Source organism: Nocardioides sp. NPDC051685 (genome assembly GCF_044453405.1).
In the GTDB taxonomy this organism is placed as follows: Bacteria; Actinomycetota; Actinomycetes; order Propionibacteriales; family Nocardioidaceae; genus Nocardioides.
Window position 1 is genome coordinate 40,377 of sequence record NZ_JBITCR010000017.1, and the last position, 25,147, is coordinate 65,523.

General features: G+C 68.8%; 34 protein-coding genes. 19 read left to right on the forward strand and 15 right to left on the reverse strand.

Annotated features, from left to right (window positions below; genetic code table 11):
* Nucleotides 1-3 precede the first annotated feature (3 nt).
* The 4 genes from ACIA03_RS28490 to ACIA03_RS28505 all read right to left on the reverse strand — a co-directional run bounded on the left by ACIA03_RS28490 (nt 4) and on the right by ACIA03_RS28505 (nt 2,555).
* Complete coding sequence (locus ACIA03_RS28490) at nt 4-372, reverse strand: cupin domain-containing protein (protein WP_396988879.1); 369 nt, start codon at nt 370-372, stop codon at nt 4-6.
* The gene (locus tag ACIA03_RS28495) at nt 363-875 is read right to left on the reverse strand and encodes a DUF1080 domain-containing protein (RefSeq protein ID WP_396988880.1); all 513 of its coding nucleotides are present in this window, start codon (nt 873-875) and stop codon (nt 363-365) included. Before ACIA03_RS28495 ends, ACIA03_RS28490 begins: the two co-directional genes overlap by 10 nt.
* Nucleotides 876-1,394: 519 nt before the next feature.
* The gene (locus ACIA03_RS28500) at nt 1,395-1,832 is read right to left on the reverse strand and encodes an iron chaperone (protein WP_396988881.1); all 438 of its coding nucleotides are present in this window, start codon (nt 1,830-1,832) and stop codon (nt 1,395-1,397) included.
* A 75-nt stretch (nt 1,833-1,907) separates the two neighbouring features.
* Nucleotides 1,908-2,555, reverse strand: coding sequence for a class I SAM-dependent methyltransferase (locus ACIA03_RS28505; RefSeq protein ID WP_396988882.1), 648 nt, complete (start codon nt 2,553-2,555; stop codon nt 1,908-1,910).
* A gap of 156 nt (nt 2,556-2,711) precedes the next feature.
* Here ACIA03_RS28505 and ACIA03_RS28510 point away from each other — a divergent pair, with 156 nt between their 5' ends.
* The gene (locus ACIA03_RS28510) at nt 2,712-3,416 is read left to right on the forward strand and encodes a CPBP family intramembrane glutamic endopeptidase (protein WP_396988883.1); all 705 of its coding nucleotides are present in this window, start codon (nt 2,712-2,714) and stop codon (nt 3,414-3,416) included.
* Between the two features lie 16 nt (nt 3,417-3,432).
* On the opposite strand, the gene ACIA03_RS28515 is transcribed toward ACIA03_RS28510, so the two are convergent.
* Nucleotides 3,433-4,344 (reverse strand): NAD(P)H-binding protein, encoded by a 912-nt coding sequence (locus ACIA03_RS28515; RefSeq protein WP_396988884.1) that lies wholly within the window; start codon nt 4,342-4,344, stop codon nt 3,433-3,435.
* A 153-nt stretch (nt 4,345-4,497) separates the two neighbouring features.
* On the opposite strand from ACIA03_RS28515, the gene ACIA03_RS28520 reads away from it, so the two are divergent.
* A complete protein-coding gene (locus ACIA03_RS28520; protein ID WP_396988885.1) occupies nt 4,498-4,848 on the forward strand; it encodes a hypothetical protein in 351 nt (116 codons plus the stop codon).
* Nucleotides 4,849-4,850: 2 nt separating this feature from the next.
* On the opposite strand, the gene ACIA03_RS28525 is transcribed toward ACIA03_RS28520, so the two are convergent.
* Nucleotides 4,851-5,231 carry a pyridoxamine 5'-phosphate oxidase gene (locus tag ACIA03_RS28525; protein WP_396988886.1) on the reverse strand — a complete coding sequence of 127 codons (381 nt, stop codon included), beginning with the start codon at nt 5,229-5,231 and terminating at the stop codon, nt 4,851-4,853.
* A gap of 58 nt (nt 5,232-5,289) precedes the next feature.
* Between ACIA03_RS28525 and ACIA03_RS28530 the strand changes: the two genes are divergently transcribed.
* Nucleotides 5,290-6,210: a patatin-like phospholipase family protein gene (locus ACIA03_RS28530; RefSeq protein WP_396988887.1), complete on the forward strand. Its 921-nt coding sequence runs from the start codon at nt 5,290-5,292 to the stop codon at nt 6,208-6,210.
* Between the two features lie 18 nt (nt 6,211-6,228).
* On the forward strand, nt 6,229-7,005 hold the full coding sequence (locus tag ACIA03_RS28535) for a pentapeptide repeat-containing protein (protein WP_396988888.1): 777 nt from the start codon (nt 6,229-6,231) through the stop codon (nt 7,003-7,005).
* Nucleotides 7,006-7,021: 16 nt separating this feature from the next.
* Here ACIA03_RS28535 and ACIA03_RS28540 read toward each other — a convergent pair whose 3' ends face one another.
* Together ACIA03_RS28540 and ACIA03_RS28545 are read right to left on the reverse strand one after the other, a co-directional pair.
* Nucleotides 7,022-8,074, reverse strand: coding sequence for an NAD(P)-dependent alcohol dehydrogenase (locus tag ACIA03_RS28540; protein ID WP_396988911.1), 1,053 nt, complete (start codon nt 8,072-8,074; stop codon nt 7,022-7,024).
* 24 nt (nt 8,075-8,098) lie between these two features.
* Complete coding sequence (locus ACIA03_RS28545) at nt 8,099-8,554, reverse strand: MerR family transcriptional regulator (RefSeq protein ID WP_396988889.1); 456 nt, start codon at nt 8,552-8,554, stop codon at nt 8,099-8,101.
* A gap of 154 nt (nt 8,555-8,708) precedes the next feature.
* On the opposite strand from ACIA03_RS28545, the gene ACIA03_RS28550 reads away from it, so the two are divergent.
* The 8 genes from ACIA03_RS28550 to ACIA03_RS28585 all read left to right on the forward strand — a co-directional run bounded on the left by ACIA03_RS28550 (nt 8,709) and on the right by ACIA03_RS28585 (nt 15,205).
* Nucleotides 8,709-9,473: an ABC transporter ATP-binding protein gene (locus tag ACIA03_RS28550; RefSeq protein WP_396988890.1), complete on the forward strand. Its 765-nt coding sequence runs from the start codon at nt 8,709-8,711 to the stop codon at nt 9,471-9,473.
* On the forward strand, nt 9,470-10,234 hold the full coding sequence (locus ACIA03_RS28555; protein WP_396988891.1) for an ABC transporter permease: 765 nt from the start codon (nt 9,470-9,472) through the stop codon (nt 10,232-10,234). The genes ACIA03_RS28550 and ACIA03_RS28555 overlap by 4 nt, the downstream gene beginning before the upstream one ends.
* A 39-nt stretch (nt 10,235-10,273) precedes the next feature.
* Nucleotides 10,274-11,047 carry a MerR family transcriptional regulator gene (locus tag ACIA03_RS28560; protein ID WP_396988892.1) on the forward strand — a complete coding sequence of 258 codons (774 nt, stop codon included), beginning with the start codon at nt 10,274-10,276 and terminating at the stop codon, nt 11,045-11,047.
* 344 nt (nt 11,048-11,391) lie between these two features.
* Complete coding sequence (locus ACIA03_RS28565; RefSeq protein WP_396988893.1) at nt 11,392-11,883, forward strand: hypothetical protein; 492 nt, start codon at nt 11,392-11,394, stop codon at nt 11,881-11,883.
* Between the two features lie 133 nt (nt 11,884-12,016).
* Nucleotides 12,017-12,505 carry an AAA family ATPase gene (locus tag ACIA03_RS28570; RefSeq protein ID WP_396988894.1) on the forward strand — a complete coding sequence of 163 codons (489 nt, stop codon included), beginning with the start codon at nt 12,017-12,019 and terminating at the stop codon, nt 12,503-12,505.
* A gap of 70 nt (nt 12,506-12,575) precedes the next feature.
* Nucleotides 12,576-14,093 carry a glycerol kinase GlpK gene (glpK, locus tag ACIA03_RS28575; protein WP_396988895.1) on the forward strand — a complete coding sequence of 506 codons (1,518 nt, stop codon included), beginning with the start codon at nt 12,576-12,578 and terminating at the stop codon, nt 14,091-14,093.
* A 121-nt stretch (nt 14,094-14,214) separates the two neighbouring features.
* On the forward strand, nt 14,215-14,808 hold the full coding sequence (locus ACIA03_RS28580; RefSeq protein WP_396988896.1) for a hypothetical protein: 594 nt from the start codon (nt 14,215-14,217) through the stop codon (nt 14,806-14,808).
* 10 nt (nt 14,809-14,818) lie between these two features.
* Entirely contained in the window at nt 14,819-15,205 is a 387-nt protein-coding gene (locus tag ACIA03_RS28585; protein WP_396988897.1) for a VOC family protein, read from the forward strand.
* A 24-nt stretch (nt 15,206-15,229) separates the two neighbouring features.
* Here the strand turns inward: ACIA03_RS28585 and bfr are convergent, their stop codons facing one another.
* Nucleotides 15,230-15,718 (reverse strand): bacterioferritin, encoded by a 489-nt coding sequence (gene bfr / locus ACIA03_RS28590; RefSeq protein ID WP_396988898.1) that lies wholly within the window; start codon nt 15,716-15,718, stop codon nt 15,230-15,232.
* A 90-nt stretch (nt 15,719-15,808) separates the two neighbouring features.
* Nucleotides 15,809-16,012: a bacterioferritin-associated ferredoxin gene (locus ACIA03_RS28595; protein WP_396988899.1), complete on the reverse strand. Its 204-nt coding sequence runs from the start codon at nt 16,010-16,012 to the stop codon at nt 15,809-15,811.
* A gap of 147 nt (nt 16,013-16,159) precedes the next feature.
* Between ACIA03_RS28595 and ACIA03_RS28600 the strand changes: the two genes are divergently transcribed.
* Both ACIA03_RS28600 and ACIA03_RS28605 read left to right on the forward strand, forming a co-directional pair.
* The gene (locus ACIA03_RS28600) at nt 16,160-17,572 is read left to right on the forward strand and encodes a flavin-containing monooxygenase (protein ID WP_396988900.1); all 1,413 of its coding nucleotides are present in this window, start codon (nt 16,160-16,162) and stop codon (nt 17,570-17,572) included.
* A 72-nt stretch (nt 17,573-17,644) separates the two neighbouring features.
* The gene (locus ACIA03_RS28605) at nt 17,645-17,863 is read left to right on the forward strand and encodes a hypothetical protein (RefSeq protein WP_141790972.1); all 219 of its coding nucleotides are present in this window, start codon (nt 17,645-17,647) and stop codon (nt 17,861-17,863) included.
* A 74-nt stretch (nt 17,864-17,937) separates the two neighbouring features.
* Here the strand turns inward: ACIA03_RS28605 and ACIA03_RS28610 are convergent, their stop codons facing one another.
* Both ACIA03_RS28610 and ACIA03_RS28615 read right to left on the reverse strand, forming a co-directional pair.
* Complete coding sequence (locus tag ACIA03_RS28610; RefSeq protein ID WP_396988901.1) at nt 17,938-18,567, reverse strand: Rid family hydrolase; 630 nt, start codon at nt 18,565-18,567, stop codon at nt 17,938-17,940.
* Between the two features lie 26 nt (nt 18,568-18,593).
* Nucleotides 18,594-20,171, reverse strand: a complete 1,578-nt coding sequence (locus tag ACIA03_RS28615) for a flavin monoamine oxidase family protein (protein ID WP_396988902.1) — start codon at nt 20,169-20,171, stop codon at nt 18,594-18,596.
* Between the two features lie 123 nt (nt 20,172-20,294).
* Here ACIA03_RS28615 and ACIA03_RS28620 point away from each other — a divergent pair, with 123 nt between their 5' ends.
* Complete coding sequence (locus tag ACIA03_RS28620; RefSeq protein WP_396988903.1) at nt 20,295-20,789, forward strand: GNAT family N-acetyltransferase; 495 nt, start codon at nt 20,295-20,297, stop codon at nt 20,787-20,789.
* A gap of 2 nt (nt 20,790-20,791) precedes the next feature.
* On the opposite strand, the gene ACIA03_RS28625 is transcribed toward ACIA03_RS28620, so the two are convergent.
* Nucleotides 20,792-21,637: an SDR family oxidoreductase gene (locus tag ACIA03_RS28625; RefSeq protein WP_396988904.1), complete on the reverse strand. Its 846-nt coding sequence runs from the start codon at nt 21,635-21,637 to the stop codon at nt 20,792-20,794.
* Nucleotides 21,638-21,727: 90 nt separating this feature from the next.
* Here ACIA03_RS28625 and ACIA03_RS28630 point away from each other — a divergent pair, with 90 nt between their 5' ends.
* The gene (locus ACIA03_RS28630; protein WP_396988905.1) at nt 21,728-22,105 is read left to right on the forward strand and encodes a winged helix-turn-helix transcriptional regulator; all 378 of its coding nucleotides are present in this window, start codon (nt 21,728-21,730) and stop codon (nt 22,103-22,105) included.
* On the opposite strand, the gene ACIA03_RS28635 is transcribed toward ACIA03_RS28630, so the two are convergent.
* Nucleotides 22,094-22,567: a winged helix-turn-helix transcriptional regulator gene (locus tag ACIA03_RS28635; RefSeq protein ID WP_396988906.1), complete on the reverse strand. Its 474-nt coding sequence runs from the start codon at nt 22,565-22,567 to the stop codon at nt 22,094-22,096. The two genes, ACIA03_RS28630 and ACIA03_RS28635, sit on opposite strands and share 12 nt — an antisense overlap.
* 94 nt (nt 22,568-22,661) lie before the next feature.
* Here ACIA03_RS28635 and ACIA03_RS28640 point away from each other — a divergent pair, with 94 nt between their 5' ends.
* Nucleotides 22,662-23,252: a dihydrofolate reductase family protein gene (locus tag ACIA03_RS28640; RefSeq protein WP_396988907.1), complete on the forward strand. Its 591-nt coding sequence runs from the start codon at nt 22,662-22,664 to the stop codon at nt 23,250-23,252.
* 24 nt (nt 23,253-23,276) lie between these two features.
* The gene (locus tag ACIA03_RS28645) at nt 23,277-23,672 is read left to right on the forward strand and encodes a TIGR03618 family F420-dependent PPOX class oxidoreductase (RefSeq protein WP_396988908.1); all 396 of its coding nucleotides are present in this window, start codon (nt 23,277-23,279) and stop codon (nt 23,670-23,672) included.
* 13 nt (nt 23,673-23,685) lie between these two features.
* Here the strand turns inward: ACIA03_RS28645 and ACIA03_RS28650 are convergent, their stop codons facing one another.
* Nucleotides 23,686-24,219, reverse strand: coding sequence for a TetR-like C-terminal domain-containing protein (locus ACIA03_RS28650; RefSeq protein ID WP_396988909.1), 534 nt, complete (start codon nt 24,217-24,219; stop codon nt 23,686-23,688).
* An 83-nt stretch (nt 24,220-24,302) separates the two neighbouring features.
* Between ACIA03_RS28650 and ACIA03_RS28655 the strand changes: the two genes are divergently transcribed.
* Nucleotides 24,303-24,671: a VOC family protein gene (locus ACIA03_RS28655; protein WP_396988910.1), complete on the forward strand. Its 369-nt coding sequence runs from the start codon at nt 24,303-24,305 to the stop codon at nt 24,669-24,671.
* The last annotated feature ends 476 nt before the right edge of the window (nt 24,672-25,147 follow it).

Genomic DNA, 25,147 nt, shown 5'->3' on the forward strand with positions numbered 1-25,147 from the left:
GCCTCAGCTCCGCGACCATCCCTTCGCCCGGAGCTCTTGCTCGGAGACGAACTCGAGCATCGGCTTGCCCGGCTCGCAGAGCATCGTGACGGTGAACCGAACCGGGATGTCGTCACGGTTGTTGCCGTCCTGGTAGTGGATGACATCGCCACCCGGCTCCCAGAAGGCTTCGCCTGCGCGGACGACCCGCGGTGGCTCGCCCTCGAGCTCGAACACCATCTCTCCCTCCAACACGTAGCCGAAAGCCGGCCCCGGGTGGCGGTGCGGCGGGGTTCCGGGATCGCCCGGCGGGTAGTCGATGACGATCGTCATCGCGTGTGCTCCCTCCGGGATGAAGGGCGGTTTTGCTTCTTGAAGCACGGTCAGGGACATGGGAAGACCTCCTCGATGAACGGTGCACTCGATAGACCGGACAGCGGGGCGATCCGTGACTCCCGAGTGAGCGGAGTTCGGACACGAGCGGGGTCGGTGCTGGTGAAGTCGTTCACCAGGGTCCCGTTGAGGAACACCTTGATGGTCGACCCCTCGACGCGGATGTCGTAGGAGTTCCACGACCCGACCGGCTTGAGCGACGCGGCGATAGCCGACGAGTCCGCTCCCTGGAAGGTGTAGATGGCGCCGGTGGTGCGGTCCGGGGCGTCGGTGGCGTCGATCTGGACCTCGTAGCCCTGGTTGACCGCGACCCAGGGGTCGTTGCCGGGGTTGGGGAAGCCGATGAAGACGCCGCCGTTGTTGTCGTTGACCAGCTTCCAGTCCAGCCGCAGGCTGTAGTCGCTGAACTCCTGCTCGGCGTACCACAGCAGACCCAAGCCGTTGGTCGTACGCAGCGAGCAGTCGTCCTGGCGGCCGAACGAGCCGGCCCGGCCATCCGCCACGAGGCCAGGGAGGCCAGGGTCCCGTCGAAGAGCGAGGTGTAGCCCGAGGCGGGTCGCCGCGGCGTACAGATGTCTTCGCCGAGGTCGAGCCGTGGGCGCTGGAGTCCGCCGGCGACTGGCAGACCTGGGGCACCGCGACCCGGCCGATGCGGCTGAAGGCCGGTACCAAGCCGTTGAGGTAGACCGAGACGCGCTTGGGACACGCATGGAGGCCTCCGTGGGGGATGTGTCGAGCGTCATATTTGAAGTAGGGGACCGGGAGAACTTCGTCAACGAGTCTTGGAACTTTCGCAAATAGGTTCTAAATACGAAGGGGCGGCTCACGACGTCGGCGAGAAGAGCCTGTCCAGGTGCTGGTCACGGCGGCGAGCGCAGCCCGGGGTTCGATCACGCCGAGCTCCAGCAGGCGTGAACCCGGTCAGCGAGAGGATGAGGTCGGTCTCGATCGCCGGGTCGCGCGCGGCCAGCCCTGCTCTCGCCGTCCATCCAGCGGTTCCTCTCCGAGAAGGTCGCGGGGCGCTAGCTCGCCGCCCGCGTGACCAGCTCGGTCAGGCGCTCCTCGACGGCCGGGGTCATCGCCGTGACGGCGAAGACGGTCGGCCAGATGTCGCCGTCGTCGAGGTTCGCCCACTCCTGGAAGCCGACCTCGGCGTAGCGCATCTTGAACTTCCCGGCGCACTTGTAGAACACCACGACCTTGCCGTCGGCGTTGGCGTAGGCGGGCATGCCGTACCACGTCTTCGGGGCGAGGTCGGGCGCGTGCGTGGTGACGATCCGGTGGAGCGTCTCGCCGATCGCGCGGTCGTTCTCGTCCATGGCCTCGATCTTCTCGAGGCAGTCCGCGAGGTCGGCCTCGGCCTTCTTGCTGCCGGTGCCGCGCTTGGCGGCGGTCCTGCGCTCCGCGGCCGCCTCCTTCATGGCGGCCTTCTCTTCCTCGGTGAATGTGCTGTTCGCCATCGGTCTTTCCTTCCTGAGCAGGTCTGTTGACACGAGCCTAGAAAGTCCCGAGCCCGTACGCTTCTTCGTTCCTGATCAATCGGAGAGCGGCTTGCGCGCGACGACGATCGCGCCCGGGACCTCGTCGTCGGGCCGCATCAGGAGCTCGGCCTCGATGGTGAAGCCGGCCTCGCGCAGCCATCGGGAGATCTGCTCGGGCCGCCGCCGGTGGCTGTCGACGCTGATCGGGCGCCCGGTGTAGCCGGTGGTCGAGTGCCGGGTGTCGTCGCCGACGTGGAACCCGACCAGCACCGGTGCCTCGGGCCGCAGCACCCGCCGGAACTCGTCGAAGACCCCGGGCACCGCCGCGTCGGGGATGTGGATGACGGACCAGAAGGCGAGTACGCCGCCCACGGCTCCGTCCGCCAGCGGCAGATCGGTCATCGACCCGACCTCGAACCCGAGGTCCGGGTGGTCGTGCCGCGCGATCGCGATCATCTCGGGGGAGAGGTCGATCCCGAAGGCGTCGACCCCCAGGTCGTGGAGGTGGCGGGTCACGTACCCGGGGCCGCAGCCGACGTCGGCCACCGGCCCACCGCCGCTGTCACGCACGGTCTCGGCGAACACGGCCAGCCCTGCGCGCAGGTAGGGACGATCGTCCAGCAGGCCGCGTACCTTCTCGGCGTAGCCGGCCGCGTCGGTGTCGTAGGAGTCGCGGGTCTCGTTCAGCCAGTTGTCGGGCATCGCCATCGACCCTACGGCAGAGCGAAGCGCGGGATACCAAGACAAGCCGCACCGGCGCGACCGGATCACCGGCGAACGCCGTCGCCATCATCTGACCGGGACGTAGGTTGGACGGCGTACGCAGCCGTCACCGGATTCAGGAGAGTGGGGAGTGCCGTGCGCCGCTGGGTGCGCAGATCCTTGTGGGACGTCGTCCCGCGTGATCACCGCCAGAGCGACGCCGCCCTGCGCCGCCGTCAGCTGGTCACGGTCGGCTTCGTGCTGCTCGGCGCGTTGGTGCTCGGCGTCTCGCTGCGCATCGAGCCGGGCAGCGTCTGGTTCTACCCTGCGGCCATCGGCCTGGCCGGCGTGTGGGCCGTCGGCGCCTTCGCATCCGGGCCGCTGCACCTCGGCCGGATCGGCGCCTGGCGTCGGCAGGAGAGAGGGCATCGGCTCGTCCGCCCCGTGCTGGCGCCGATCCTGATCGGCCTGGGCCTGGCCGGCATCTTCGTGATCGGCGGTCTGGTCGTGCGCGAGATCGGCTGGCTGGACCGCCAGGTGCGTTCGGTGCTCGACTTCGCCGACCAGGGCTCGCTGCCGATCCTCGTCGTGGTGACCGCCGTCAACGGGGTGGCGGAGGAGCTGTTCTTCCGGGGCGCGGTCTATGCCGCCCTGCCCCACCATCCGGTCGCCTGGTCGTCGGTGGCCTATGTGATCGCGACGCTGGCGACCGGCAACGTCATGCTGGCCTTCGCGGCGATCCTGCTCGGGGCGGTGGTCGGCCTCGAGCGGCGCGCTTCGGGCGGCGTGCTCGCCCCGATCCTCACCCACTGTGCCTGGTCGCTGTCGATGCTGCTCGCGCTGCCGTTGCTTTTCGGCTGAGGCCGGCCACGGTCTCTCAGAGCGTGTTCCGGTCGGCCAGTCGCTCGGCCAGGGCGCGACGTACGGCCTCCCGGTAGGGCAACGGTTCGCCCGGCACGACGTCGAGGATGCGCCGATCGCGCACGACGACCTCGGTGGTCATCGAGTCGATCAGATTGCGCCCGGTGGTCACGTCGACGTCGGTCACCAGGGCCAGCCAGTACGACGACAGCCGGGGCGTCAGCACCGGCACCGGGACGACCGGGATCGACCGGCCGTTGGCCACCTCGGACGCGACGGTCAGCATGTCGACGTACGTCATCGCCTCGGGGCCGCCGATCTCGAAGACCTCGCCGATCGCGTCCTCGTTGTCGATGACGCCCGCGAGGTAGCGGATCACGTCGTCCACGGCGATGGGCTGGGTGCGGGTGGCGGTCCACTTCGGCACCACCATCGCGGGGAGGTTTTTGACCAGCTGCCGGGTCAGCTCCCAGGAGACGCCGCCGTGGCCGACGACGATCGCGGCCCGCAACGTCGTGACCGGGACGCCGGCCTCACCGAGCAGGGACTCGACCTCGCGTCGGGAGCGCAGGTGGGGAGAGAGATCCCCGTCATCGTCACCGAGCCCGCCGAGATAGACGATCTGGCGCACCCCGGCCCGAGCGGCGGCGGCACCGAAGGACCGCGCGGCCCGCGCGTCGCGCTCCTCGAAGTCGTCGTGGTCGAGCGAGTGGACCAGGTAGACCGCCACATCGGCGCCGTCCAGTGCGGCCGGCAGCGTGGTCGGGTCGTTGACGTCGGCGCCAACCGCGTCACCGGGGCCGTCATAGTCGTCTGGCCGGCGAGTCATCGCACGCACCGTGGTGCGGCGTTCGATCAGCTCCGCGACCAGCCGCCGACCGATGAAGCCGGTCGCGCCGGTGACGAGCACGGTGGGCGAGGTCTCCATGCGCCGAGCCTACGGCCGCCCCCATGCCTGAGGACGTCTGTCACCGGCCTGCGCGTCGGGCTGCACGGCCGGACGGGTGGACGGACCTTCGACTCCGGCGGCGAGGCCGATCGCCCCTGCGCATCATCCGGCCTCGCCCGCCAGCATGTGGAGATGAACACAACAATCCCACGCCGTCAGGAACATCTGGCCCCGAGGACCGGGCTGGGTCGATGGACGGTCGCTCTCGCCGCTGCAGCCGTCGCGGCCACCGCCGCGTCAGTCGTAGGGTTCGCTACCGGTCTGGTGGAGCCGGCAGACAGCTTCACCGACAAACCACTGCTCACCCTCTGGGGGATCATCATCGTGGTGAGCAGCACCGCATCGGTGGTCACCGGCGCGGTCGCGATGCTGCGTCGCCAGGATCGAGCCATGCTGGTGATCGCCGCAACAGTCGCCGGCGTGCTCGTCGCGGTGTTCAGTTGGCAGCAGGTCTTCGAGGGATTGAACTGGCTCGAGGGGTAGCGTCAATTCGATGCGTCAACCGGGCGGCAGTCCTGCCCGCAGCCGTCCTCGGGGACCGGCCCGGAGGCGTGCGAGGCCGGCCGATGAAGCACCGCGCCGGTCGGCGTGACCACGACATCGGAGCCGTCCACGCGACCGGTCCCGTCGATGATCAGCGCATGCTCGCGCGGCGTCAGCGGGGCGTACGTCAGGGTGAGCACCGGGTTGGCAGCGAGGTTCGCACGGGTGCCGCCGCCGGGATCGGAGATCCGCAGGTACGAGCCCTCGACGACCGGGTCCACGACCACGACCTTGATCCGCTCGCCCGCGGTGGTCAGCAGAAAGCCGCTGCCGAAGCGTTCGAGCGTGGCGGCGAGATCGGACAGCGCGACCGGGATGCTCATATCCGGCACCCTAGTCCGACGTGCAGAGCGCCCGCGAGGTATCGGGGATCATGGGGGCATGGCGATGATTGGCAAGCGGGTCGTGCTCGCCCTCGGGGCAGGCGGTGCACGGGGCTACGCCCACCTGGGCGTCGTACAGGAGCTGCGGGCGCGGGGACACGAGATCGTGGCGGTCGCCGGCACCTCGATGGGGGCGCTGGTCGGCGGCCTGATCGCGGCCGGCAAGGACGAGGAGTTCGCCGACTGGGCGACGGCGCTGCGGCAGATCGACGTGCTGCGGCTGCTCGACCCGAAGTGGCGGGCGGGCGGTGCGTTCAACGCCGGGGGCGTCGTCGCGGAGCTGGAGAACCTGCTGGGCGAGCAGCTCATCGAGGATCTGCCGATCCCGTTCACCGCGATCGCGACCGACCTCGAGTCGCATCGCGAGGTGTGGTTCCAGCGCGGCCCGCTGGTCAAGGCGATCCGGGCCTCGATCGGCATTCCCGGCGTCTTCATGCCGGTGATGTGGAACGGCCGCGTGCTCGTCGACGGCGGCCTGCTCAACCCGCTGCCGATGGACCCGACCGCCGCCACCCCGGCCGACCTGACCATCGCGGTCTCGCTGCAGGGTCCGCGCACCCAGCGCGGGACGCAAGCGCCGGTGGCCGAGAACTCCGCCGACGTCACTGCCGACGAGGAAGGTACGACGGTCCTCCGGCGGCTCCGCGACAAGCTGGGCGTCGGTGGCGAGACGACCAGGGCCCCGAAGGCAGAGCCGAGCCGCGGTCAGCCCGATCTGCGCATCGCCGACGTCATGACGCTGTCGTGGGATGTGATGCAGGAGTTGGTCGCGCGCTACCGGCTGGCAGGGCTGCCGCCCGACGTCCTGATCACCGTGCCGGCCGACGCCGCCCGTACGCTCGACTTCCATCGGGCCGCCGAGATGATCGAGCTCGGCCGGCGGTTGACGGCCAAGGCGCTCGACGACGCCGGCTGCTGAGGCTGTGGAGACCCTCCGATGAGCACCTACCGGTCCGACTGCTCCCGCTGCGCGGGCCTGTGCTGCGTGGCGCTGCCCTTCGCCCGCTCGGCGGACTTTCCGGAGGACAAGGCCGCCGGCGATCCGTGCCGCCACCTCGGACCCGATTTCGGGTGCGGGATCCACGACCGGCTGCGGGACCGCGGGTATGCCGGGTGCACGGTGTTCGAGTGCTTCGGTGCAGGTCAGCAGGTCACCCAGGTGACCTTCGGTGGTGCCGACTGGCGCACGGAGCCGGCGTTGCGGCAGGACATGTTCGACGTCTTCGCCGTGATGCGGCACCTGCACGAGATGCTGGCCCTGCTCGAGCAGGCCGCCGAGCGAAGCCCGTCGCCCGACCTCGCCGAGCTGACCGAGCAGGTCTCCGCCGCGGCGGCCGGCTCCGCCGACCAGGTGCTCGCCGCCGACCTGGGCGCGCTCCGCTCGGCGGTCGGGAGCGCGCTTCGCCGGGTGAGTGCAGAGGTACGCCACCCCGCGGGTCAGGCGCTGGCGGGCGCCGACCTGATCGGCCGCGACCTGCGCCGGCGAGACCTGCGTCGCGCCGACCTCAGGAGCGCGCTCCTGGTGGCCGCCGACCTGCGGGGCGTCGACCTCGCCGACGCCGACCTGCTCGGTGCGGATCTGCGGGACGCGGCCGTCGCGGGCGCGGATCTCTCCCGGGCCCTCTTTCTCAGCCAGGCGCAGGTCAACGCCCTGCGAGGAGACGGGAGCACCCGCCTGCCCGCAGGGCACGACCGACCCGCGCACTGGGGTTAGATCCCCGCGGTGTCGTTCAGGCCAGCGTCGCCGTGTCGATGACGAAGCGGTAGCGCACGTCGGAGGCCAGGACCCGGGCGTACGCCTCGTTGATCTGCTCCGCCGAGATCACCTCGACGTCGGAGCCGATGCCGTGCTCGGCGCAGAAGTCGAGCATCTCCTGGGTCAGCGCGATGCCGCCGATCATCGAGCCGGCGAAGTTGCGCCGGTTGGTGATCAGCGAGAACACGTTGACGCTCAGCGGCTCGGCGGGGGCGCCGACGTTGACCATGGTGCCGTCGACGGCGAGCAGGCCGAGGTAGGCGTCGAGGTCGATCTTCGCGCTGACGGTGTTGATGATCAGGTCGAAGCTGCTCGCCAGCTGCTCGAACGTCGCCGGATCGGAGGTCGCGTAGTAGTGGTCGGCGCCGAGCCGCAGACCATCCTCCTGCTTCTTCAGCGACTGCGAGAGCACGGTGACCTCGGCGCCCATCGCGTGGGCGATCTTGACGCCCATGTGGCCGAGGCCGCCGAGCCCGACGATCGCGACCCGCTTGCCGGGGCCCGCGCCCCACTTCTTCAGCGGCGCGTACGTCGTGATGCCGGCGCACAGCAGCGGCGTCGCGGCCGCCGGGTCCATGCCCTCGGGCACCTTGAGCGCGAAGTAGGCGTCGACGACCACATGGGTGGAGTAGCCACCCTGGGTGAACGAGCCGTCCCGGTCCTTCGCGGCGTACGTCCCGACTCCGCCGCCGGGGGTCGAGCAGTGCTGCTCGTCGCCGTTGCGGCAGTTGTCGCACTCGCGACACGAGTTGACGAAGCAGCCGACGCCGACGCGGTCGCCGACCTTGTGGTTGGTGACGGCGGAGCCGACCTCGGTGACGCGGCCGACGATCTCGTGGCCGGGCACGACCGGGAACGGCTGCGGGCCCCAGTCGCCGTTGACGGTGTGGATGTCGGAGTGGCAGATGCCGGCGTACTCGATCGCGATGAGGACGTCGTTCTCACCGACCGAGCGGCGCTCGATGGTGATCGGGGCCAGCGGCTCGCCGGCGGAAGGGGCTGCGTACGCGTTGACGCGCAAGGCGATCTCCTTGGATCTGATGATGGTGGGTTACCTGAGGCGGTCGCGGATCTGGTCCGCCAGCGCGAGTGACTGCGTCGAGAGCTGCTCGGCACGCTCCTGGTCGCCCGCCGAGACGGCACGCCAGTAGTCGACCTTGATGCCGACGTACCGCCGCCGCATCTCGAGGGTCTCCGCCTCCCGAGCGAGTCGGTCGGCGTGCTCGGCGAGCAGATCGATCTGCTCCTCGGCACCGTCGCGGCCGAGGCGGCCGTTGGAGACGTACGTCCTCATGTCGTCGATCGACAGCCCGATCGCGGCGAGGCAGGCGACCCCGGTCAGCTGGTCCAGGTCGGACTCGTCGTAGACCCGGTGTCCACTGCTGGCACCGCGGCTGACCGGCTCGATCAGCCCGATCGTCTCGTAGTAGCGCAGCGTGCTGGCCGGCAGTCCGGTCAGCGTCGCCACCTCCCGGATCGTGTAGGTCCGAGTCGTTGATGCAGTCACGTTCGAAGACGCTAAGAACTTCAAGTACTTGAAGTCAAAGGGCTGCTTTAGAAGGTTCCACGTGGAACCTCCGATCGCGGTGAGAGGGCCGTCGAAAAAAGGTCAGAACTTCCGCTTGACCTTGACCCAGGGTCAACCCTCGACGCTATTCGACATGAACCCGACACCCGCAATCCAGATCGCCGGACTGACCAAGTCCTACGGCGACGTACACGTCCTCGAGGGCGTCGACCTGGAGGTCGAGAAGGGCAGTATCTTCGCCCTCCTCGGCTCCAACGGCGCCGGCAAGACCACGACCGTGAAGATCCTGACGACGCTCCTCAAGGCGGACGGCGGCCAGGCGACGGTCAACGGCTTCGACGTCGCCACCCAGGCCCAGGACGTACGCACGTCCATCAGCCTCACCGGCCAGTTCGCCGCCGTCGACGAGATCCTGACCGGCCGCGAGAACCTCATCCTGATCGCCAAGCTGCTCCGCCAGAAGAACCCGGGCGCGGTCGCCGACGAGCTCCTCGCCCGGTTCTCGCTCACCGAGGCCGGCAACCGCAAGGTCGCGACGTACTCCGGTGGGATGCGCCGCCGGATCGACATCGCGATGAGCCTGATCGGCAACCCGCCGGTGATCTTCCTCGACGAGCCGACCACCGGCCTCGACCCGGAGGCGCGGATCGAGGTGTGGGCCACCGTCAAGGAGCTCGCCGACAACGGCACCACGGTCCTGCTCACCACGCAGTACCTCGAGGAGGCCGAGCAGCTCGCCGACCGGATCGCGATCCTCCACGAGGGCCGCATCATCGCCGACGGAACCCTCGCCGAGCTCAAGGCGATGTTCCCGCCGGCGAAGCAGGAGTACGTCGAGAAGCAGCCGTCCCTCGCGGAGATCTTCCTCGCCATCACCAGCACCAAGGAGTCACGATGACCACCCGATTCTTCGGCGACACCGCCGTCCTGCTCGGCCGTTCCCTGCGACACATCGGCCGCAGCCCCGACACCATCGTCACCACCGCGATCACCCCGGTCGCCATGATGCTCATGTTCGTGTACGTCTTCGGCGGCGCGATCGACACCGGCTCCCACGAGAGCTACGTCAGCTATCAGCTACCGGGCATCCTGTTGATCACGATCGCCTCCGGCATCGCCTACACCGCCTACCGCCTCTTCCAGGACAAGAACGGGGGCATGTTCGACCGGTTCCAGTCGATGCCGATCGCTCGGTCCGCGGTGCTGTGGGGTCACGTGCTCACCTCGGTGGTCGCGAACATGATCTCCCTGGTCGTGGTGGTGCTCGTGGCCCTGCTGATGGGCTTCCGCACCAGCGCGAGCGTGCTCGACTGGCTCGCGGTCATCGGCATCCTGGCCCTGTTCACCCTCGCGCTGACCTGGCTCGCGGTGGTCCCGGGGCTGACCGCCGGCACGGTCGAGGGAGCCAGCGCGTTCTCCTACCCGCTGATCTTCCTGCCCTTCCTCAGCTCGGCGTTCGTGCCGACCGACTCCATGCCCGGTCCGGTGCGCGTCTTCGCCGAGCACCAGCCGGTCACCTCGATCGTCGACTCCATCCGGGCGATCTTCTCCGGTCAGGAGCTGGGCAACGAGCTGTGGATCGCGCTGGCCTGGTGCGTCGGCCTGCTGGTCGTCGCGTACGTCCTGGCCACCGCCGCCTACCGCCGCAAGTTCGCCTAAATACGCGACAAACCCGGGTGTTCCCGCCAGTATTCGGGGATGCTCACGATCAGCCAGCTGGCGTCGTACGCCGGTGTCACCGTCAGGGCCGTGCGCCACTACCACGCCAAAGGGCTGCTGGTGGAGCCAGAGCGCGACCACTCGGGATACCGGCGCTACGACGCCGCTGCCGTGGTCGACCTGATCAAGATCCGCATCCTCGCCGACGCCGGCGTCCCGCTCTCCCGTGTCAAGGAGCTGCTGGACGCCGGCGACGAGGATTTCAAGAAGGCGGTCGCCGAGATCGACAAGCGGCTCCGCCTCGAGATCCGCGAGCGGCAGGGCCACCGTGAGCGGATCGCCCGGCTCGTCCACGGTGACGGCCTCGCCCTCCCGCCCGAGGCGGTCGCCTATCTGGAGCGGATGCGGGAGCTCGGCATCCCGGAGCGGATGATCGAGGGCGAGCGCGACGCCTGGATCCTGGTCGCCGCCCAGCAGCCGCAGAGCATGGAGGCCTTCATCCGCAACAAGGTCGGTCAGCTCGACGACCCCTCGGTCGTGGAGACCTACCGCGAGTTGGAGGCCATGCTCGACTGGCAGCCCGGCGATCCGCGTCTGGAGGCCATCGCCGACCAGATCGTCGCCCAGATGAACGCGGTGTCCGACGAGGACTGGGCCGCCTACGTCGACGGCGACCAGGCCATGCCCGCCGAGCTCGCCGCCCTGCTCGACTCGATGTTCGTCGAGCAGGTCCCTGTCGCTCGCGACCTCATGCGCCTCGTGGAGAAGCGCGGCTACACCGGTTGGACCAAGCTGGAGCGGATCCAGGACTAGAAGGACGTACGCCCCGGGCTGCTCGGCCAGCGGTTCAGGTGCCGGCGATCCCGAGGAGATCGCGGACCGGTCCCGCGGGAGGGCGCGCACCGCCCACCCAGACGGCCCGGAACTCCCGGGACAGGTCGAGCTCGGCCACCGGCACCCGGACGAGGGTGCCGAGGTCGACGTCGGCCTGGGTCGCCCGGCCACGGTGACGGTGATGCTGCTCGGCATCCGTCAGGAGAGCTCACTGCTGCGGTGCCACTACGACGACCCGGTGATGTCCCACTTCTACGGAGCCCCGGCGATGGCGCTGATGACCGTCGGGGCCGGTGCGGTCGGGGTCGGCCAGGACGTACTCGGTGCCCGTGTGGCGGTCGGGCTGGGCGCGATCCTGTGTGTGGGCGGCGGGCACGCTCCTCGGCCTGTGGACCGCCGTGGTCCATCACCTCGGTGCGTTCGCGCCGTCGGTGGTGTCCGGCTACGGGCACGCTCTCAGCATGCTCGCGGTCTGCTACGGCGTGCCGGTATGGGGTTTCACCGTGCTGTGGAGCGCGTTGGCGCTCGCGCTGACGGTGCGCCAGGTCCGCGACGGCCTGCCGGTGGCGCCGACCTGGTGGTCCTTCACGTTCCCGGTCGGAACCGTGGCCACGGGCAGCAGCGCCCTCGCCTCCGCGACCGGCCTCGCACTCTTCGAGATCGGCGCCGGGATCGCGACGCTCGCGCTGGGGGCGGGGTGGTTCGCTGCTGCGTACGCGACCCTGCGGCTCTTCACCGATCAGGCCGCGCTACCCCGCGGTGTGGCTCAAGGAGTGCGAGGGCAACGACAACGGCTGAGCCCTTTCGCCGGGTGAACGAAAATTCATTCGCCCGAAGACCGGCGCCCACCGCTTCCCCGCGAACGAATTTTCGTTCACCCGGGAAATCGCAGACGCAGCCGACGGAGCGTGGCTGCACGTCGCCGCGGGGGAGCGTAATCTCGGCCCGGTGGCAGCGAGCGACACAGGACGACCCCGCGTCGTGATGATGTGCGGGCCAGGTGGTGCCGGCAAGACCACCTACGCCAAGCGCCTGGAGCGCGAGGGCTGGACGCGTCTGTCGTTCGAGGTGGAGTTCTGGGATCGCGGGATCACGACGATGCCCTCCGCCGAAGTGGTCGCCGAGGTGGCAGCAGACCTGAAGGCTCGCTTGCTGTGCCATGTCGCGGCGGGGAACGACGTCGTGCTCGACTTCGGATTCTGGTTCCGGCGACAACGCGATGAGTTCCGCGCACTGCTCGCACCGCAGGGCATCGTGCCGGAGACCGTTTACATCGCGACGAGTCTCGAGACCATCCTGAGCCGGGTCGGTGACCGACACGGCAGGCGGGCGGACGACTGGCCGCTCACCGAACAGACGGCGACGGAATACTTCAAACGGTTCGAGCCGCCGACGCCCGAGGAGGGGCCGCTGGAGGTGGTCCGCCAGCCCGTGTGAATCAGCCGAACCGCTCTGGCACGTCCCTTGCCCGCCGAGAACGAGACACAGAGAACCCGAGAGGACCGACATGCCCGACTATGTCGCAGCCGTCGACCAAGGCACCACCAGCACCCGCTGCATGATCTTCGACCACGGCGGCAACGAGGTGGCCCGCCACCAGCTCGAGCACGAGCAGATCATGCCGAAAGCGGGCTGGGTGGAGCACAACCCGGTGGAGATCTGGGAGCGCACCAGCTCGGTGATCCAGACGGCCCTCAACAGCAAGAAGCTGACCCACAAGGACATCGCCGCGCTCGGCATCACCAACCAGCGCGAGACCACGGTCGTGTGGAACAGGAAGACCGGCCGCCCCTACTACAACGCCATCGTCTGGCAGGACACCCGCACCGACCGGATCGCCTCCGCCCTGGACAAGGACGAGCGAGGTGACATCATCCGCCGCAAGGCCGGCCTCCCGCCGGCGACCTACTTCTCCGGCGGCAAGATCCAGTGGATCCTGGAGAACGTCGACGGTGTCCGCGAGGCGGCAGAAGCTGGGGACGCCATCTTCGGCACCACCGACAGCTGGGTCGTCTGGAACCTGACCGGCGGCCCCCACGGCGGCGTACACGTCACCGACGTCACCAACGCCAGCCGCACCATGCTGATGAACCTCGAGACCCTCGACTGGGACGACGAGCTGCTCGGCTTCTTCGACATCCCGCGCCAGATGCTCCCGGAGATCCGGCCCTCCTCCGAGCCGAAGGCGTACGGCACGACCCTGAAGACCGGACCCCTCAAGGGCGAGGTCCCGATCACCGGCATCCTCGGCGACCAGCAGGCCGCGATGGTCGGCCAGGTCTGCCTGGACGCGGGCGAGGCCAAGAACACCTACGGCACCGGCAACTTCCTTCTCCTCAACACCGGCCAGGAGCTCGTACGCTCCCAGAACGGCCTCCTCACCACGGTCTGCTACCAGTTCGGCGACCAGCCCCCGACGTACGCCCTGGAGGGCTCGATCGCCGTCACCGGCTCCGCGGTGCAGTGGCTGCGCGACCAGCTCCGGGTGATCAGCAACGCCGCACAGTCCGAGACCCTGGCCAAGGAGGTCGAGGACAACGGCGGGGTCTACTTCGTCCCCGCCTTCTCGGGCCTCTTCGCCCCCTACTGGCGCTCGGACGCCCGCGGCGTGATCGTCGGCCTGTCCAGGTTCAACACCAGCGGCCACATCGCCCGCGCGACCCTCGAGTCGATCTGCTACCAGAGCCGGGACGTCGCCGACGCGATGGAGAAGGACTCCGGCGTACGTCTCGAGGTCCTCAAGGTCGACGGCGGTGTCACCGTCAACGATCTGTGCATGCAGATCCAGGCCGACGTCCTGGGCGTCGAGGTCAGCCGCCCGGTGGTGGCCGAGACCACCGCGCTCGGAGCCGCCTACGCGGCCGGCCTCGCGGTCGGATTCTGGAAGGACACCGACGAGCTCCGCCAGAACTGGAACGAGTCGAAGCGCTGGAAGCCGGCCTGGACCGACGAGCAGCGCGAGGCCGGCTACGCCGGCTGGCGCAAGGCCGTCGACCGCACCCTGAACTGGGTCGACGTCGACTGAAAACGCCCCGTTTGGGGTATGTGCGGGACACCCGATCGGACGTACGTTGCGAGTGGGCCCGGCCGGGGCCCGGGACCTGCCTCGACCGGTCCGTTGGCACACCGACGACCGAGGAGGCAGCATGTTCATCCAGATGATTCAGGGGCCCTGCACCCGCCAGGACGAGGCTCACCAGTTGCTCGACGAGTGGCGGCGCGACCTCGCGCCGGGCGCGACCGGGTGGCTGGGCGGCACCTACGGATTCACCGACGACGGCCAGCTCATCGGGGTGGTCCGATTCGAGTCACGCGAGGCGGCGATGGCCAACTCCGACCGCCCCGAGCAGGGGGAGTGGGCTGCGAGGATGGCGGAGGTCATGGACGGCCCGATGGAGTACCACGACTGCGACGACGTCACGCTGCTCTTCGACGGCGGCTCCGACGACGCCGGGTTCGTGCAGATCATCCGTGGCCGGGTCGACGACACGAGCCGACTCAAGGCGATGATGACGACCGACACCACGCAGCTGCACGAGATGCGCCCCGAGATCATCGGCGGCACCCTCGCGATCGAGGCGGACGGCAGCTTCGTCGAGACCATCGCGTTCACCAGCGAGGCCGAGGCCCGCAAGGGTGAGCAGCTCGAGCCGCCGGCGGACGTACGCGATGAGCTCGACTACGCGATGCAGGGCGCGACCTACTACGACCTCCACCACCCCTGGTTCGAGAGCGCCTGAGGAGGACGTGATGCTGACCGACAGCAAGGTGATGGCGAACATCCCGGCCGCCGACCTCGAGCGGGCTCGTCGCTTCTACGCCGACAAGCTCGGGCTCGAGCCGGCCGGTGAGGACCCGGGCGGGCTGCTCTTCACGACGTCGGGCGGGACGTCCTTCCACCTCTACGAGACCGACCAGGCGGGCAAGGCCGGGCACACGATCGCCCAGTTCCACGTGTCTGACGTCCGCAAGGAGGTCGACGACCTGGGTGCGAAGGGGATCACCTTCGAGCACTACGACATGCCCGGTGTGACCTGGGACGGAGATGTCGCGGGCATGGGCCCCGCAGGGCACGCAGCGTGGTTCAAGGACAGCGAGGACAACATCCTCTGCATCGACGACATGGTGCTCGCCTGACGTCGAGCCTGGGGCCCGGCTCGCTCAGCCGGGTCCCTCGCCGGCCCCGACGTGCTGAGCCAGGTAGGCCTGCAGGCCCACCCGGTCGATGGCGTCCAGCTGGGACTCGAACCAGTCGGCGTGCTTCTCCTCGTCGCGGACCATCTCCTCGAAGACGGCAGCGGTGCCATGGTCACCGAGCTCGTGGCACTCCTTGGCGCCGGCGTTGAACTGGGCGACCGCGTCGCGCTCGCTCGCCAGCGCCAACCGCAGCATCTCCTCGGCGGTCTCGCCGACCTGGATGGCGTTGAGGCGCTGCACGTTGGGGTGGCCGTCGAACATCAGGATCCGGTTGATCAGGTCGTCCGCGTCGCGCATCTCGTCGATGGAGAGGTCGTAGAAGACCTTGCCGAGCTTCGGCAGACCCCAGTTGTCGAGCATCCTGGCGTGCAGGAAGTAGGTGTTGGTGACCGTGAGCTCGAACGTGAGCGCCTCGTTGAGGAGCTCGACGACACGTGGATCGACTGGCTGCATGTGACGCACCTCCGGTGACGGGATCTGCCCCGATACTTGCACGGCGCCCCGGGAGTGAGGACAGACTCAGTTTGTGACCGGTTGCGTGCTTCAGCTCGCGGCGCCGTCGGCCACGAGGTGCGAGCACTCGTGCTCGAGATGCTGGGTGACCAGCTTCTTCACCGAGAAGATGCAGGCGCCGCAGTCCTGCGCGGCGCCCGTCGAGCGGCAGATCGCGCTGACCGTACGCGCCCCGCCCGCCAGCGCGGCGTCGACGTCACGGTCCGTGACGACTCGGCACTGGCAGACGATCATGCAATTAGGTTAGCCGACCCTAAGCGCGATGACGAGTGGGCGTCTCAGTTCTTACCTTTCTCCCCGTTCGGACGGGCCCGCGCGGCCATTCAAATTCTCCCGGTATGGTCCACGTCACACCCTCGCTCCCGGCCCTCGGAGGATCCCTTGCGCATCGCTGTCATCGGCACCGGCTTCGGCGGGCTGGCCGCCACGATCGAGCTCAAGAGGCGCGGCCACGACGCCATCGTCGTGTTCGAGAAGGCCGGTGACGTCGGCGGCGTCTGGCGGGAGAACACCTACCCGGGCGCCGCCTGCGACGTACCGTCCAGCCTCTACTCCTACTCCTTCGAGCCGAACCCGCACTGGCCCCACAAGTTCTCCCGACAGCCCGCGATCCTCGACTACATCCACCGGGTCGTCGACAAGTACGACGTACGCCGCCACATCCGCTTACACACCGAGGTGACCGCCGCGCGCTGGGACGACGAGGCGAAGACCTGGCAGCTCGAGCTCAGCACCGGGGAGACCGAGACGGTCGACCTGTTCGTACCCGCCGTCGGTCAGCTCTCGCGCCCCTCGATCCCGAGCATCCCCGGCGCCGACACGTTCCGCGGAGAGGCGTTCCACTCCGCCGAGTGGAACCACGACCTCAGCCTCGTCGGCAAGCGGGTCGCGGTGATCGGCACCGGCGCGAGCGCGATCCAGTTCGTGCCCGAGGTGCGGAAGGACGCGGCGAAGGTGCTCCTGTTCCAGCGCTCGGCGCCCTACATCGTCCCGCGCAAGGACTTCGAGCGCACCGACCCCGCCCGTCCCGTCCCGCAGCTCCTCGACCGCGCGAAGATCTGGACCCAGGCCGAGTGGCTCACCACGTCGTTCCACATCAAGCCGTTCAGTGCGGTCATGCGCGCTTGGTCCAAGCGCCACATGAAGGCGCAGACCGCGGCGAAGCCGGGGCTCTTCGAGAAGGTCTGGCCCGACTACCCGTTCGGCTGCAAGCGTGTCCTCTTCGCCGACGACTACCTGCCGGCTCTCGCCCAGCCCGACGTCGACGTGATCACCGACCAGATCACCGAGATCACATCGACCGGAGTGGTCACCGCCGACGGGCAGCACCACGAGGTCGACGTGATCATCTGGGGCACCGGGTTCAAGGCGACCGACTTCCTCGCCCCGATGACCATCACCGGCACCCAGGGCCGCGACCTGCATACCCACTGGAAGGACGGTGCCCACGCCTACCACGGCATGACCGTCCCCGGCTTCCCCAACCTGCTGATCATGTACGGCCCCAACACCAACACGGGCGGCGGCTCGATCATCTTCTTCCTGGAGACCCAGGCCCGCTATCTGGGCCGCTACGCCGATCACATCGACGAGGCCGGCCCGCTCGAGGTCCGGGCGGAGGTCGAGGAGGCGTACGACGCCCGGATCCAGGAGAAGCTGGCCGACAGCGTCTGGAGCAGATGCACCTCCTGGTATCGGGAGAAGAACGGCCGCATCACCACCAACTGGCCCAGCATCTCGGCCCGCTACCGCCGCAGCGCCAGCTACGAGAAGGCCGACTACACGCCGGCCTGAAACGATCTGATGGGTCATTGTGACCATCTTGTGCATTCCCTAATTCGTGTCTGAGGCCACATACTCGAAGGGATGACTACCTCAACCCCCCGGCGGCGACACTTCGCCGCGAGTCCTTTCAAGGCAGATCCCGAGCCGGTCATTGAGCAGTTCGAGTCAGGGGACCTGGTTTCCCATGACTCCTTCGGCCTGGGTCGGGTCGTCAACAAAGAAACGGCCGCAGTCACTGTCGACTTCGGTCCCCGACTGGTGCGTATTGCCAGCCCCTTCCCCAAGCTTTCCAAGCTCTGACAACCGTCTGAGCTGCACGAGAATCGCCCTCCCCGAGCATTGCTCGGAGAGGGCGATTCTCGTTTGTGAAGGACCTACCTCCGTTTCACCGGATAGGCCGCGTCGACCTCGACCTCGACGAGCCATCCGTCGACGGGCAGGTTCTCGATCTCGAGCGCGAACCGCGACGGCCGGGCAGGATTGACGACCATCGGAGCCGCCGGCGCAGCTGTGCCGAGCGGCACCGGGATCGCCTCGCCGGTCGAGACCGACGTGTTCGCGAAGAACTGCCGGTAGGCCCGGTTCCAGCCCGCGAAGTCCATCTTCGCCTCGCCCGCTGGGTTCTGCAGGAAGACGCGCATCGTGATCACGTCCTCGTAGGAGAGCCCGGCCGCCTCGAGGTTCTCCCCGATCCGGCGCAGCGCGTTGATCCCCTGCGCCTCGGTGATGGTCACGCCCGGGGGCAGCTCACCACCAGGGAACACCGCGGTGTCGATGTAGGCCAGCTCACCGCTCGCCCCGGTGTTGAGCCGGGACGGGCCGAGCCCGCTGGTCTTGTAGATCGCGGCCGCCGGCCCGATCGCGACTCCGTTGGCGATCGACGGGTTGTCCTGACCCGCGGGCAGCACCGAGATCGTCTCCCCGCCGCGCGGCGGAAACTGTGACCACTTGCTTCCGGCGACCGCCGCCGTCGGCGCGACCAGGGCCGCGGTCAACCCGACCACAGCCACCACCTTCGTACGCGGCGACATCATGCCGTCACCCGCGCGTGCAGCTTCTCGACGGCTGCCCGGGCGGCCGTGATCGCGCCGTGCTGCCAGGCGACCGCGTGACTGAGGTGGTCGCCGGCGAAGTACGTGTTTCCGGTGGCGTCCAACAGCCGGGTGTAGAGCGGGTCGGTGTCAGCGACCGAGGAGTAGGCCCAGGCGGCCTCGGAGAACTTCTGTGACTTCCAGTCCTGGCTGTAGGAGGCGGTGATGCCCTCGCCGTAGACGTCGCCGAAGATCTGCTTGCCCATGTCGACCGCGCGCGAGAGCCGCTGGGCCGGGGTGAGCGCACCATAGGTGTCGGCCGCGCTACCGGTGTTGTAGTAGCCGATCATGGTGCCCTTGTCGCCGTGGAACCCGTACGACGGGTGCCACATGTTGCGCAGGTCGAGGCGGGTGTTGGTGATCCCGCCGTAGATCCGGAAGTCCTCCTCCCACCAGCGCCGGTCGTACTCGATCCCGATCTTGCCGGCGTTCGTGGGCCCGAAGGACTTCAGGCTCGCGGTGATGTCCGCGCCGAGATTGTGCGGGATCTTGGCCGCGATCAGCGGCGGCATGCAGTTGATCGCGAAGTCCGCCTCGATGACCTCGGTCCTGCCACGAGCCTTGTAGGCCACCGAGACGCCGGTCGAGGTGTTCTTCCACTCGACGACCTCGGCCCCGTAGCGGATGTTCCGTGCCCCGACGGCCTTGGCGAACGCGTACGGGATCGCGTCCATGCCACCCACCGGCTGATACATCATCATCGCCTGGTCGTAGCCGAACTCGAAGGAGAAGTACTGGCCCAGGCCGGCGGCCAGGACGGCGCTCATCGAGTTGGGTGCCACCTCGGTGCCGGACTCCTGCCCGGCACCCGGCTCGACGGTGTAGCCCGCGCGGCTGGAGCCGGTGTAGGCGTACCCCTCCTCCTTGGTGCCGATGTCCCCGAAGCTCCGCAGGAACGCGATCAGCGCCTCCTTGTCGTCCGCGGTCAGCTCCTCGTCGAGGGCACCCTTGTCGGTCGCCTTCGCGAGCAGCTCGGAGACATAGCCGTACGTGTCCGCCTTCGCCTGGCGCATCTGCACCGCGCCGATGCCGTGGTCGCCGGGGTAGTAGAGCAGTGCGTTGGCGTTCTGGTTGGTGAACGCCTCGATCGGGACGCCGAGCTCCTTGCAGTAGTCCAGCGTGATGTGGCTCTGCGGCAGCCGCCCGGGGCCCGCGTTCATGTACTGACCCTGGGAGAAACCGGCGACCTGGGTGACCCCCTTCAGATCGGTCACCCGGGTGCCGCCGCGCACCGTGAAGTTACGGCCGCCCGGCCGGTCGCGTCCCTCGAGCACGGTGACCTTGTAGCCGCCCTTGAGCAGCTCGTACGCAGCGGTCAGACCGGCGATGCCGCCGCCGAGGATCACGACCGACTTGCTGCCGGCCCGGGCAAGGTCCGAGGGCTTGGGAGGGGTGAACGCGGGCGTCTCCGCGGCATGTGCCGAGGTGAGTCCGAGAGCACCCATGCTGTGCAACATGACGCCTGCTCCGCCGGCGAGGCCGACGTTGCGCAGGAAGTTCCGACGTGACTGAGTCATGTGGGGTTCCAATCTGTTGGGGGGCACCCCGCAACGTAAAGAGCATTTGTTGCCCCGCCATTGCGACCGTGTCTCGCTAGAACACGTGTTCCCCAACTCGCGAGTAGCCCTAGGATCGGCACCGTGACCGTCACCATCCGCGATGCCGTGCCCGCCGACGTACCCGAGATCCTCCGCCTCGTCCACGCCCTGGCCGACTACGAGAAGGAGCCCGACGCGGTCGAGGCCACGGAGGCCGACTTCACCACGGCCCTCTTCCCCGAGTCGGGCACCCCGACCACCCACTGCCTCATCGCCGAGAGCGATGGCACCGTCATCGGCATCGCGGTCTGGTACGTCACCTTCTCCACCTGGACCGGCCGCAACGGCATCTGGCTCGAGGACCTCTTCGTCGACCCCGCCCACCGCGGCGCCGGCGCCGGCAAGGCCCTGCTCGTACGCCTCGCCGAGATCTGCGTCGAGAACGACTGGCGCCGCCTGGAGTGGTGGGTGCTGAAGTGGAACGAGCCGTCGATCGCCTTCTACCGCTCCCTCGGCTCGGTCCCGCAGGACGAGTGGGAGGTCCACCGCATCGACGGTGCCGAGCTGAAGGAGCTCGGCGCCGCCGGCGGCAGCTGACCTCAGGCCTCGTACGCCGCGGAGAGCCGCCGAGCCCACTCCGCGAAACCACGCGCCGGCCTGCCGAGCACCTCCTCGACATGGGGGCTGACCGCCTGCTCGGCGTCGGTCGGGTTTCCGAGGATGGCGAGCGTCCCGTCGGCGACGGCCGCAGGCATGAACGTCACCATCTGGCGGCGTGCCTCCTCGGGGGTCAGCTCGACGAACTCCAACGGCCGCCCGGTCGCCGCCGCGATCTCGCCGACCTGCTCGCGAGGAGTGGTCGCGACCGGCCCGGTGAGCTCGTACGTCCGTCCGTCGTGACCATCCTGGGTGAGCACCGCCGCCGCGACCTCGGCGATGTCCAGCGGGTCGATCACCGGAAGCGCGACGTCACCGAACGGCGCATGGACGGCACCCGTCTCCTTGATCATCTGCACCCAGGCGAGCGCGTTGCTCGCGAAGCCGCCGGGTCGCAGGATCGTCCACTCCATCGCCGAGGTCCGCACCGCCTCCTCGAGCTCGACGAGCGGCGCGTGCGACGGTGCCCCCGGCCGGGTGCCGACTGCCTGGGACGACTGCAGCACGACCCGGCGTACGCCTGCGGCTTCGGCATGTTTCATCAGTGCCGGTCCGTCGACATGGGCGCCGGCGCCGCTGACTAGCAGGAACAACGCGTCGGCGCCGGCCAGGGCCGGGGCCAGCGTCGCGACGTCGGAGAGGTCGGCCACGGCAGGGACGACCCCGGGCCGCGTCGGCAGCGGCGCCGAGGTGCCTCGCGAGAGTGCGGTGACGGTGTGCCCGGCGTCGGCGAGCAGGTCCACGAGCGGGCGTCCGACGTTCCCGGTCGCTCCGGTGATGACGATCATCTCGGTCTCCATTCAACGTGTGATCTGAGTGCGAGACCGACGTTAGAGACTTCGATACAGTGGGTTCCCCAAGGTAAGTATTGGAGCGACATGACCTGGCGTCCGAGCACCGACGAGCCGGTGGCCGCCTGCCCGATCACCCCCGCCGTGGAGCTGATCTTCAGCCGGTGGACCACCCCGATCCTGTGGACGCTGCACGAGTTCGGCACCCAGCGCTTCGTAGAGCTGGAGCGCCGCCTCGGCACGATCTCGTCGAAGGTGCTGACCCAGCGCCTGCGTCAGCTCGAGCGCGACGGCCTCGTCGAACGCCGCTACCACGCCGAGGTCCCGCCGCGGGTGGAGTACGACATCACCGACCTCGGCCGCAGCCTCCAGCCGGTCTTCGCCGCCGTCGGCACCTGGTCCGAGCTGAACATGCCCGCCGTGGAGGCGTCACGGCAGGCCTACACCGGCCCGCTACCCCGCTGACACTGACGCCGGAGTCGCCGCGCCGGGCCCGGGCAGCACGTCGACGTCGTCGGCGTGCATCGGCTCGCCACAGTGCGCGCACCGCAGATCGACCCGCGCGATCTCGCCGCACGCGTGGTGCCGGTAGAGCACCGGCGGCCCGGCCTCGCCCGCGAGCCACTTGTCACCCCAGCCGGCCATCACCATCAGGACATCGACCAGCTCGCGCCCCTTCTCCGTCAGCACGTACTCGTAGCGCGGCCGGTTGTCGTACGCCTGCTTCTCCAGCACCCCGCGCTCGACCAGATGCCCGAGCCGCTCGGTGAGCACCTTCCGCGAGATCCCGAGATCCGCCTGGATCTGGTCGAACCGGTTCATGCCCACCCAGATGTCGCGCAGCACGAGAGGCGACCACGCCTCCCCGATCACATCGAGCGTCCGCGCGATCGAGCACGCCATCTCGGCGAAGTTCGTACGTTGCATGGTACCGAATCTACCATTTGGGGTTCCCTGAGGGGACTCAAGATGCTACGGTCGCAGAGTCTCTTCAGGAAACTCCACCGATCAGGGAACGATCATGAGCATGGTCCTTGCAGCACTCTCGGTCTCCGTAGACGGCTTCATCACCGGGCGAGGTGCCGGCGCGGGTCGCGGCCTGGGCGACGGAGGTGTCCTCTTCGACTGGTACTTCGACGGCGACACCCCCAGCCAGGTCTTCGACGGCTTCAAGCTCTCCGAGGCGAGCGCCCGTGTCTTCGATGCGCTGGCCTCCCGCGACGGGGTCAGCCTCGCCGGCCGCAACACCTACGACGACTCCGGCTGGGACCAGGGCGGAGCCCCCCACCCCACCGCCCCACTGGTCGTCCTCTCCCATCGCCCCGCCCCGGCAGCTCACGACCGCCAGAGCTTCGCCACCACCATCGAGGACGCGATCGCGCTCGCGAAGGAGCAGGCAGGCGGCAAGGACGTCGGCCTCATGGGAGGCGGCGTCGTGACCGAGGCACTGAAGGCAGGCCTCGTCGACGAGATCGTCCTCCACCAGGTCCCGGTGCTCCTCGGCGCCGGCCGGCGCTTCTTCAACGAGCTTCCCGAGCACATCTCGCTCGAGATCGTCGACGTCGTCCCCGCCCCCGGCGTCACCCACCTCCACTACCGCGTCATCCGCTGACCACCGCAGCCAAGGAGAAGAACGATGATCAACCCCGACGTACGCCCCTTCCTCGAGGGCACCGACCTGGCCCATGTCGCCACCATCGGACCCGACGGCGCCCCGCGCACCTCTCCGGTCTGGATCGGCACCCACGGCGACCACGTCGTCTTCCTCACCGGCAACCGCGGCCGCAAGTACCGCAATCTTCAGGCGGACCCGCGCATCGCGCTCTCCCTGACGCCGCAGGCGAACCCCTTCTCGCCGGTCATCCTCCGTGGCCGCGCCGTCGGCTGGGTCGAGGACGAGACCCGCTGGGAGATCATCGACGGGATCGCGACCCGATACATCGGTGCGCCGTACACCCGCGACGTCGACGCGTTCGGCGACCGTGCCGTCGCCCTGATCGAGCTCGACTACCAGCACATCGGCGTCGGCTGACCCGTCAGTAGCGTCACGCCTCGCCGAGAACCGTCGCCACCAAACCCTCCACCTCGTCCGTACGCAACGGCTCCGGCGTCATCAGCCGCCGGTAGAACACCGCCCCCGCCAGCGCCTCCGCCGCTCGCTCCGGATCCCCGACCGCCCGTCCCGACTCGCTCAACCGAGCGAGCGCATCGACCAACCGCGTACGCCGCTGCGCGCTGTAACGGTGGTGCAGCTTCCGCAGACCGGGGTCCCGCTCGGCGCCGTCGAGCACGGCGGGGAGGCAGTCGGACATCAACGAGGACTGCATGGCGGCGGCGAGATGTTCGACGATCGCGACCACGTCGGCCCGCGGGTCCTGTCCGCCGGCCTCTGGACGTGGCTGCACGTTGAGCGTCTCCATGGCCTCGGCGACCAGGCTGAGTCGATCGTGGCCGAGCCGGTAGATGGTGCTCCGGGCGACCCCGGCACGGGTGGCGACACCGTCGATGCTGAACCCGCCGTATCCCCGCTCGGCGAGCTCCGCGAGCGCTGCTTCGAGCACTCGCTCCCTGCTGCGCACCACTCGAGGGTCCGTTCGCCCTTGACGAGAAGCCATGCCCGGAGCCTACTATGCAACAGTAGTGTTGCAGAAAGGAGAAGCACATGATTCCCGGATTCCGCTACATCGTCGACGACATCCCCGCCGCCGTTGCCTTCTACCGCGAGCTCGGGTTCGAGGACGTCGGTCCGAGAGCCGGCGGCTTCGCGATGCTCGAGGGGCACGGGCTGAGGCTGATGCTCAACACCCCGGGTGCCGGCGGCGCCGGACAGGCGGCCGACGACGGGAAGGTGCCCAGCCCCGGTGGGTGGAGCCGCATCCAGCTCGAGGTGCCGGACGTCGACGAGGAGCTCCGGCGCCTGGGTGAAGCAGGAGCTCGGGTACGCACCAGCCGCATCGACGGCCGGGGCGGTGCCCAGGCGCTGATCGAGGACCCGGCCGGCAACCCGGTCGAGCTCTTCACGCCCGCCTGACCAGCGGGTACGAGGCCCCTGGCGCGGGCTCCGGCAAACGGGCCACGGGCCTTGCCCTGGGGGTCTAGAGTGGAGGCCAGAACATCGCACGAAAAAAGTTGCCCTGGCGATTTGAAACGGCGTCAGGGTGTGTGTAGTGTTCTCCGAGTCGCCAGGGTGCGGCGGGAAGCAAGCGCGAGTCTTCGGGCGGGCTTCCGGCCCCGGAGCGGCCACCTCCACTCTTCGAGCATCGCTCGAGCCAGGGTGTTCTAGATGTTGTTCTTCGGATCGACGACAGAGACTCAGGGTCTGGTTTCAGTCAGGCCGGCATGGCTATGAGTGGGCAGGTTTAAGCGATAAACACCGCGGGTTTCCCGAGTTGGTGATTAGAGCGAAAGCCACTAAAGTCCTCCAGGACTGAGGCGGATAAGGCTTCGAACTTTCAGCGAGAAAGCGCGGAACGCGCCGAATTGCGAAAGCGAGAATAGCTCCGCTAA

Coding starts and splice junctions, on each gene's coding strand:
- ACIA03_RS28530 (WP_396988887.1), top strand. CDS start 5,290: ATGGCGATGATTGGCAAGCGGGTCGTGCTCGCCCTCGGGGCAGGCGGT.
- ACIA03_RS28505 (WP_396988882.1), bottom strand. CDS start 2,555: ATGCCCGACAACTGGCTGAACGAGACCCGCGACTCCTACGACACCGAC.
- ACIA03_RS28535 (WP_396988888.1), top strand. CDS start 6,229: ATGAGCACCTACCGGTCCGACTGCTCCCGCTGCGCGGGCCTGTGCTGC.
- bfr (WP_396988898.1), bottom strand. CDS start 15,718: ATGCAGCCAGTCGATCCACGTGTCGTCGAGCTCCTCAACGAGGCGCTC.
- ACIA03_RS28580 (WP_396988896.1), top strand. CDS start 14,215: ATGTTCATCCAGATGATTCAGGGGCCCTGCACCCGCCAGGACGAGGCT.
- ACIA03_RS28625 (WP_396988904.1), bottom strand. CDS start 21,637: ATGATCGTCATCACCGGAGCGACCGGGAACGTCGGACGCCCGCTCGTG.
- ACIA03_RS28520 (WP_396988885.1), top strand. CDS start 4,498: ATGAACACAACAATCCCACGCCGTCAGGAACATCTGGCCCCGAGGACC.
- ACIA03_RS28585 (WP_396988897.1), top strand. CDS start 14,819: ATGCTGACCGACAGCAAGGTGATGGCGAACATCCCGGCCGCCGACCTC.
- ACIA03_RS28500 (WP_396988881.1), bottom strand. CDS start 1,832: ATGGCGAACAGCACATTCACCGAGGAAGAGAAGGCCGCCATGAAGGAG.
- ACIA03_RS28595 (WP_396988899.1), bottom strand. CDS start 16,012: ATGATCGTCTGCCAGTGCCGAGTCGTCACGGACCGTGACGTCGACGCC.
- ACIA03_RS28630 (WP_396988905.1), top strand. CDS start 21,728: ATGACCTGGCGTCCGAGCACCGACGAGCCGGTGGCCGCCTGCCCGATC.
- ACIA03_RS28605 (WP_141790972.1), top strand. CDS start 17,645: ATGACTACCTCAACCCCCCGGCGGCGACACTTCGCCGCGAGTCCTTTC.
- ACIA03_RS28640 (WP_396988907.1), top strand. CDS start 22,662: ATGAGCATGGTCCTTGCAGCACTCTCGGTCTCCGTAGACGGCTTCATC.
- ACIA03_RS28515 (WP_396988884.1), bottom strand. CDS start 4,344: ATGGAGACCTCGCCCACCGTGCTCGTCACCGGCGCGACCGGCTTCATC.
- ACIA03_RS28490 (WP_396988879.1), bottom strand. CDS start 372: ATGTCCCTGACCGTGCTTCAAGAAGCAAAACCGCCCTTCATCCCGGAG.
- ACIA03_RS28655 (WP_396988910.1), top strand. CDS start 24,303: ATGATTCCCGGATTCCGCTACATCGTCGACGACATCCCCGCCGCCGTT.
- ACIA03_RS28555 (WP_396988891.1), top strand. CDS start 9,470: ATGACCACCCGATTCTTCGGCGACACCGCCGTCCTGCTCGGCCGTTCC.
- ACIA03_RS28615 (WP_396988902.1), bottom strand. CDS start 20,171: ATGACTCAGTCACGTCGGAACTTCCTGCGCAACGTCGGCCTCGCCGGC.
- glpK (WP_396988895.1), top strand. CDS start 12,576: ATGCCCGACTATGTCGCAGCCGTCGACCAAGGCACCACCAGCACCCGC.
- ACIA03_RS28645 (WP_396988908.1), top strand. CDS start 23,277: ATGATCAACCCCGACGTACGCCCCTTCCTCGAGGGCACCGACCTGGCC.
- ACIA03_RS28525 (WP_396988886.1), bottom strand. CDS start 5,231: ATGAGCATCCCGGTCGCGCTGTCCGATCTCGCCGCCACGCTCGAACGC.
- ACIA03_RS28635 (WP_396988906.1), bottom strand. CDS start 22,567: ATGCAACGTACGAACTTCGCCGAGATGGCGTGCTCGATCGCGCGGACG.
- ACIA03_RS28550 (WP_396988890.1), top strand. CDS start 8,709: ATGAACCCGACACCCGCAATCCAGATCGCCGGACTGACCAAGTCCTAC.
- ACIA03_RS28560 (WP_396988892.1), top strand. CDS start 10,274: ATGCTCACGATCAGCCAGCTGGCGTCGTACGCCGGTGTCACCGTCAGG.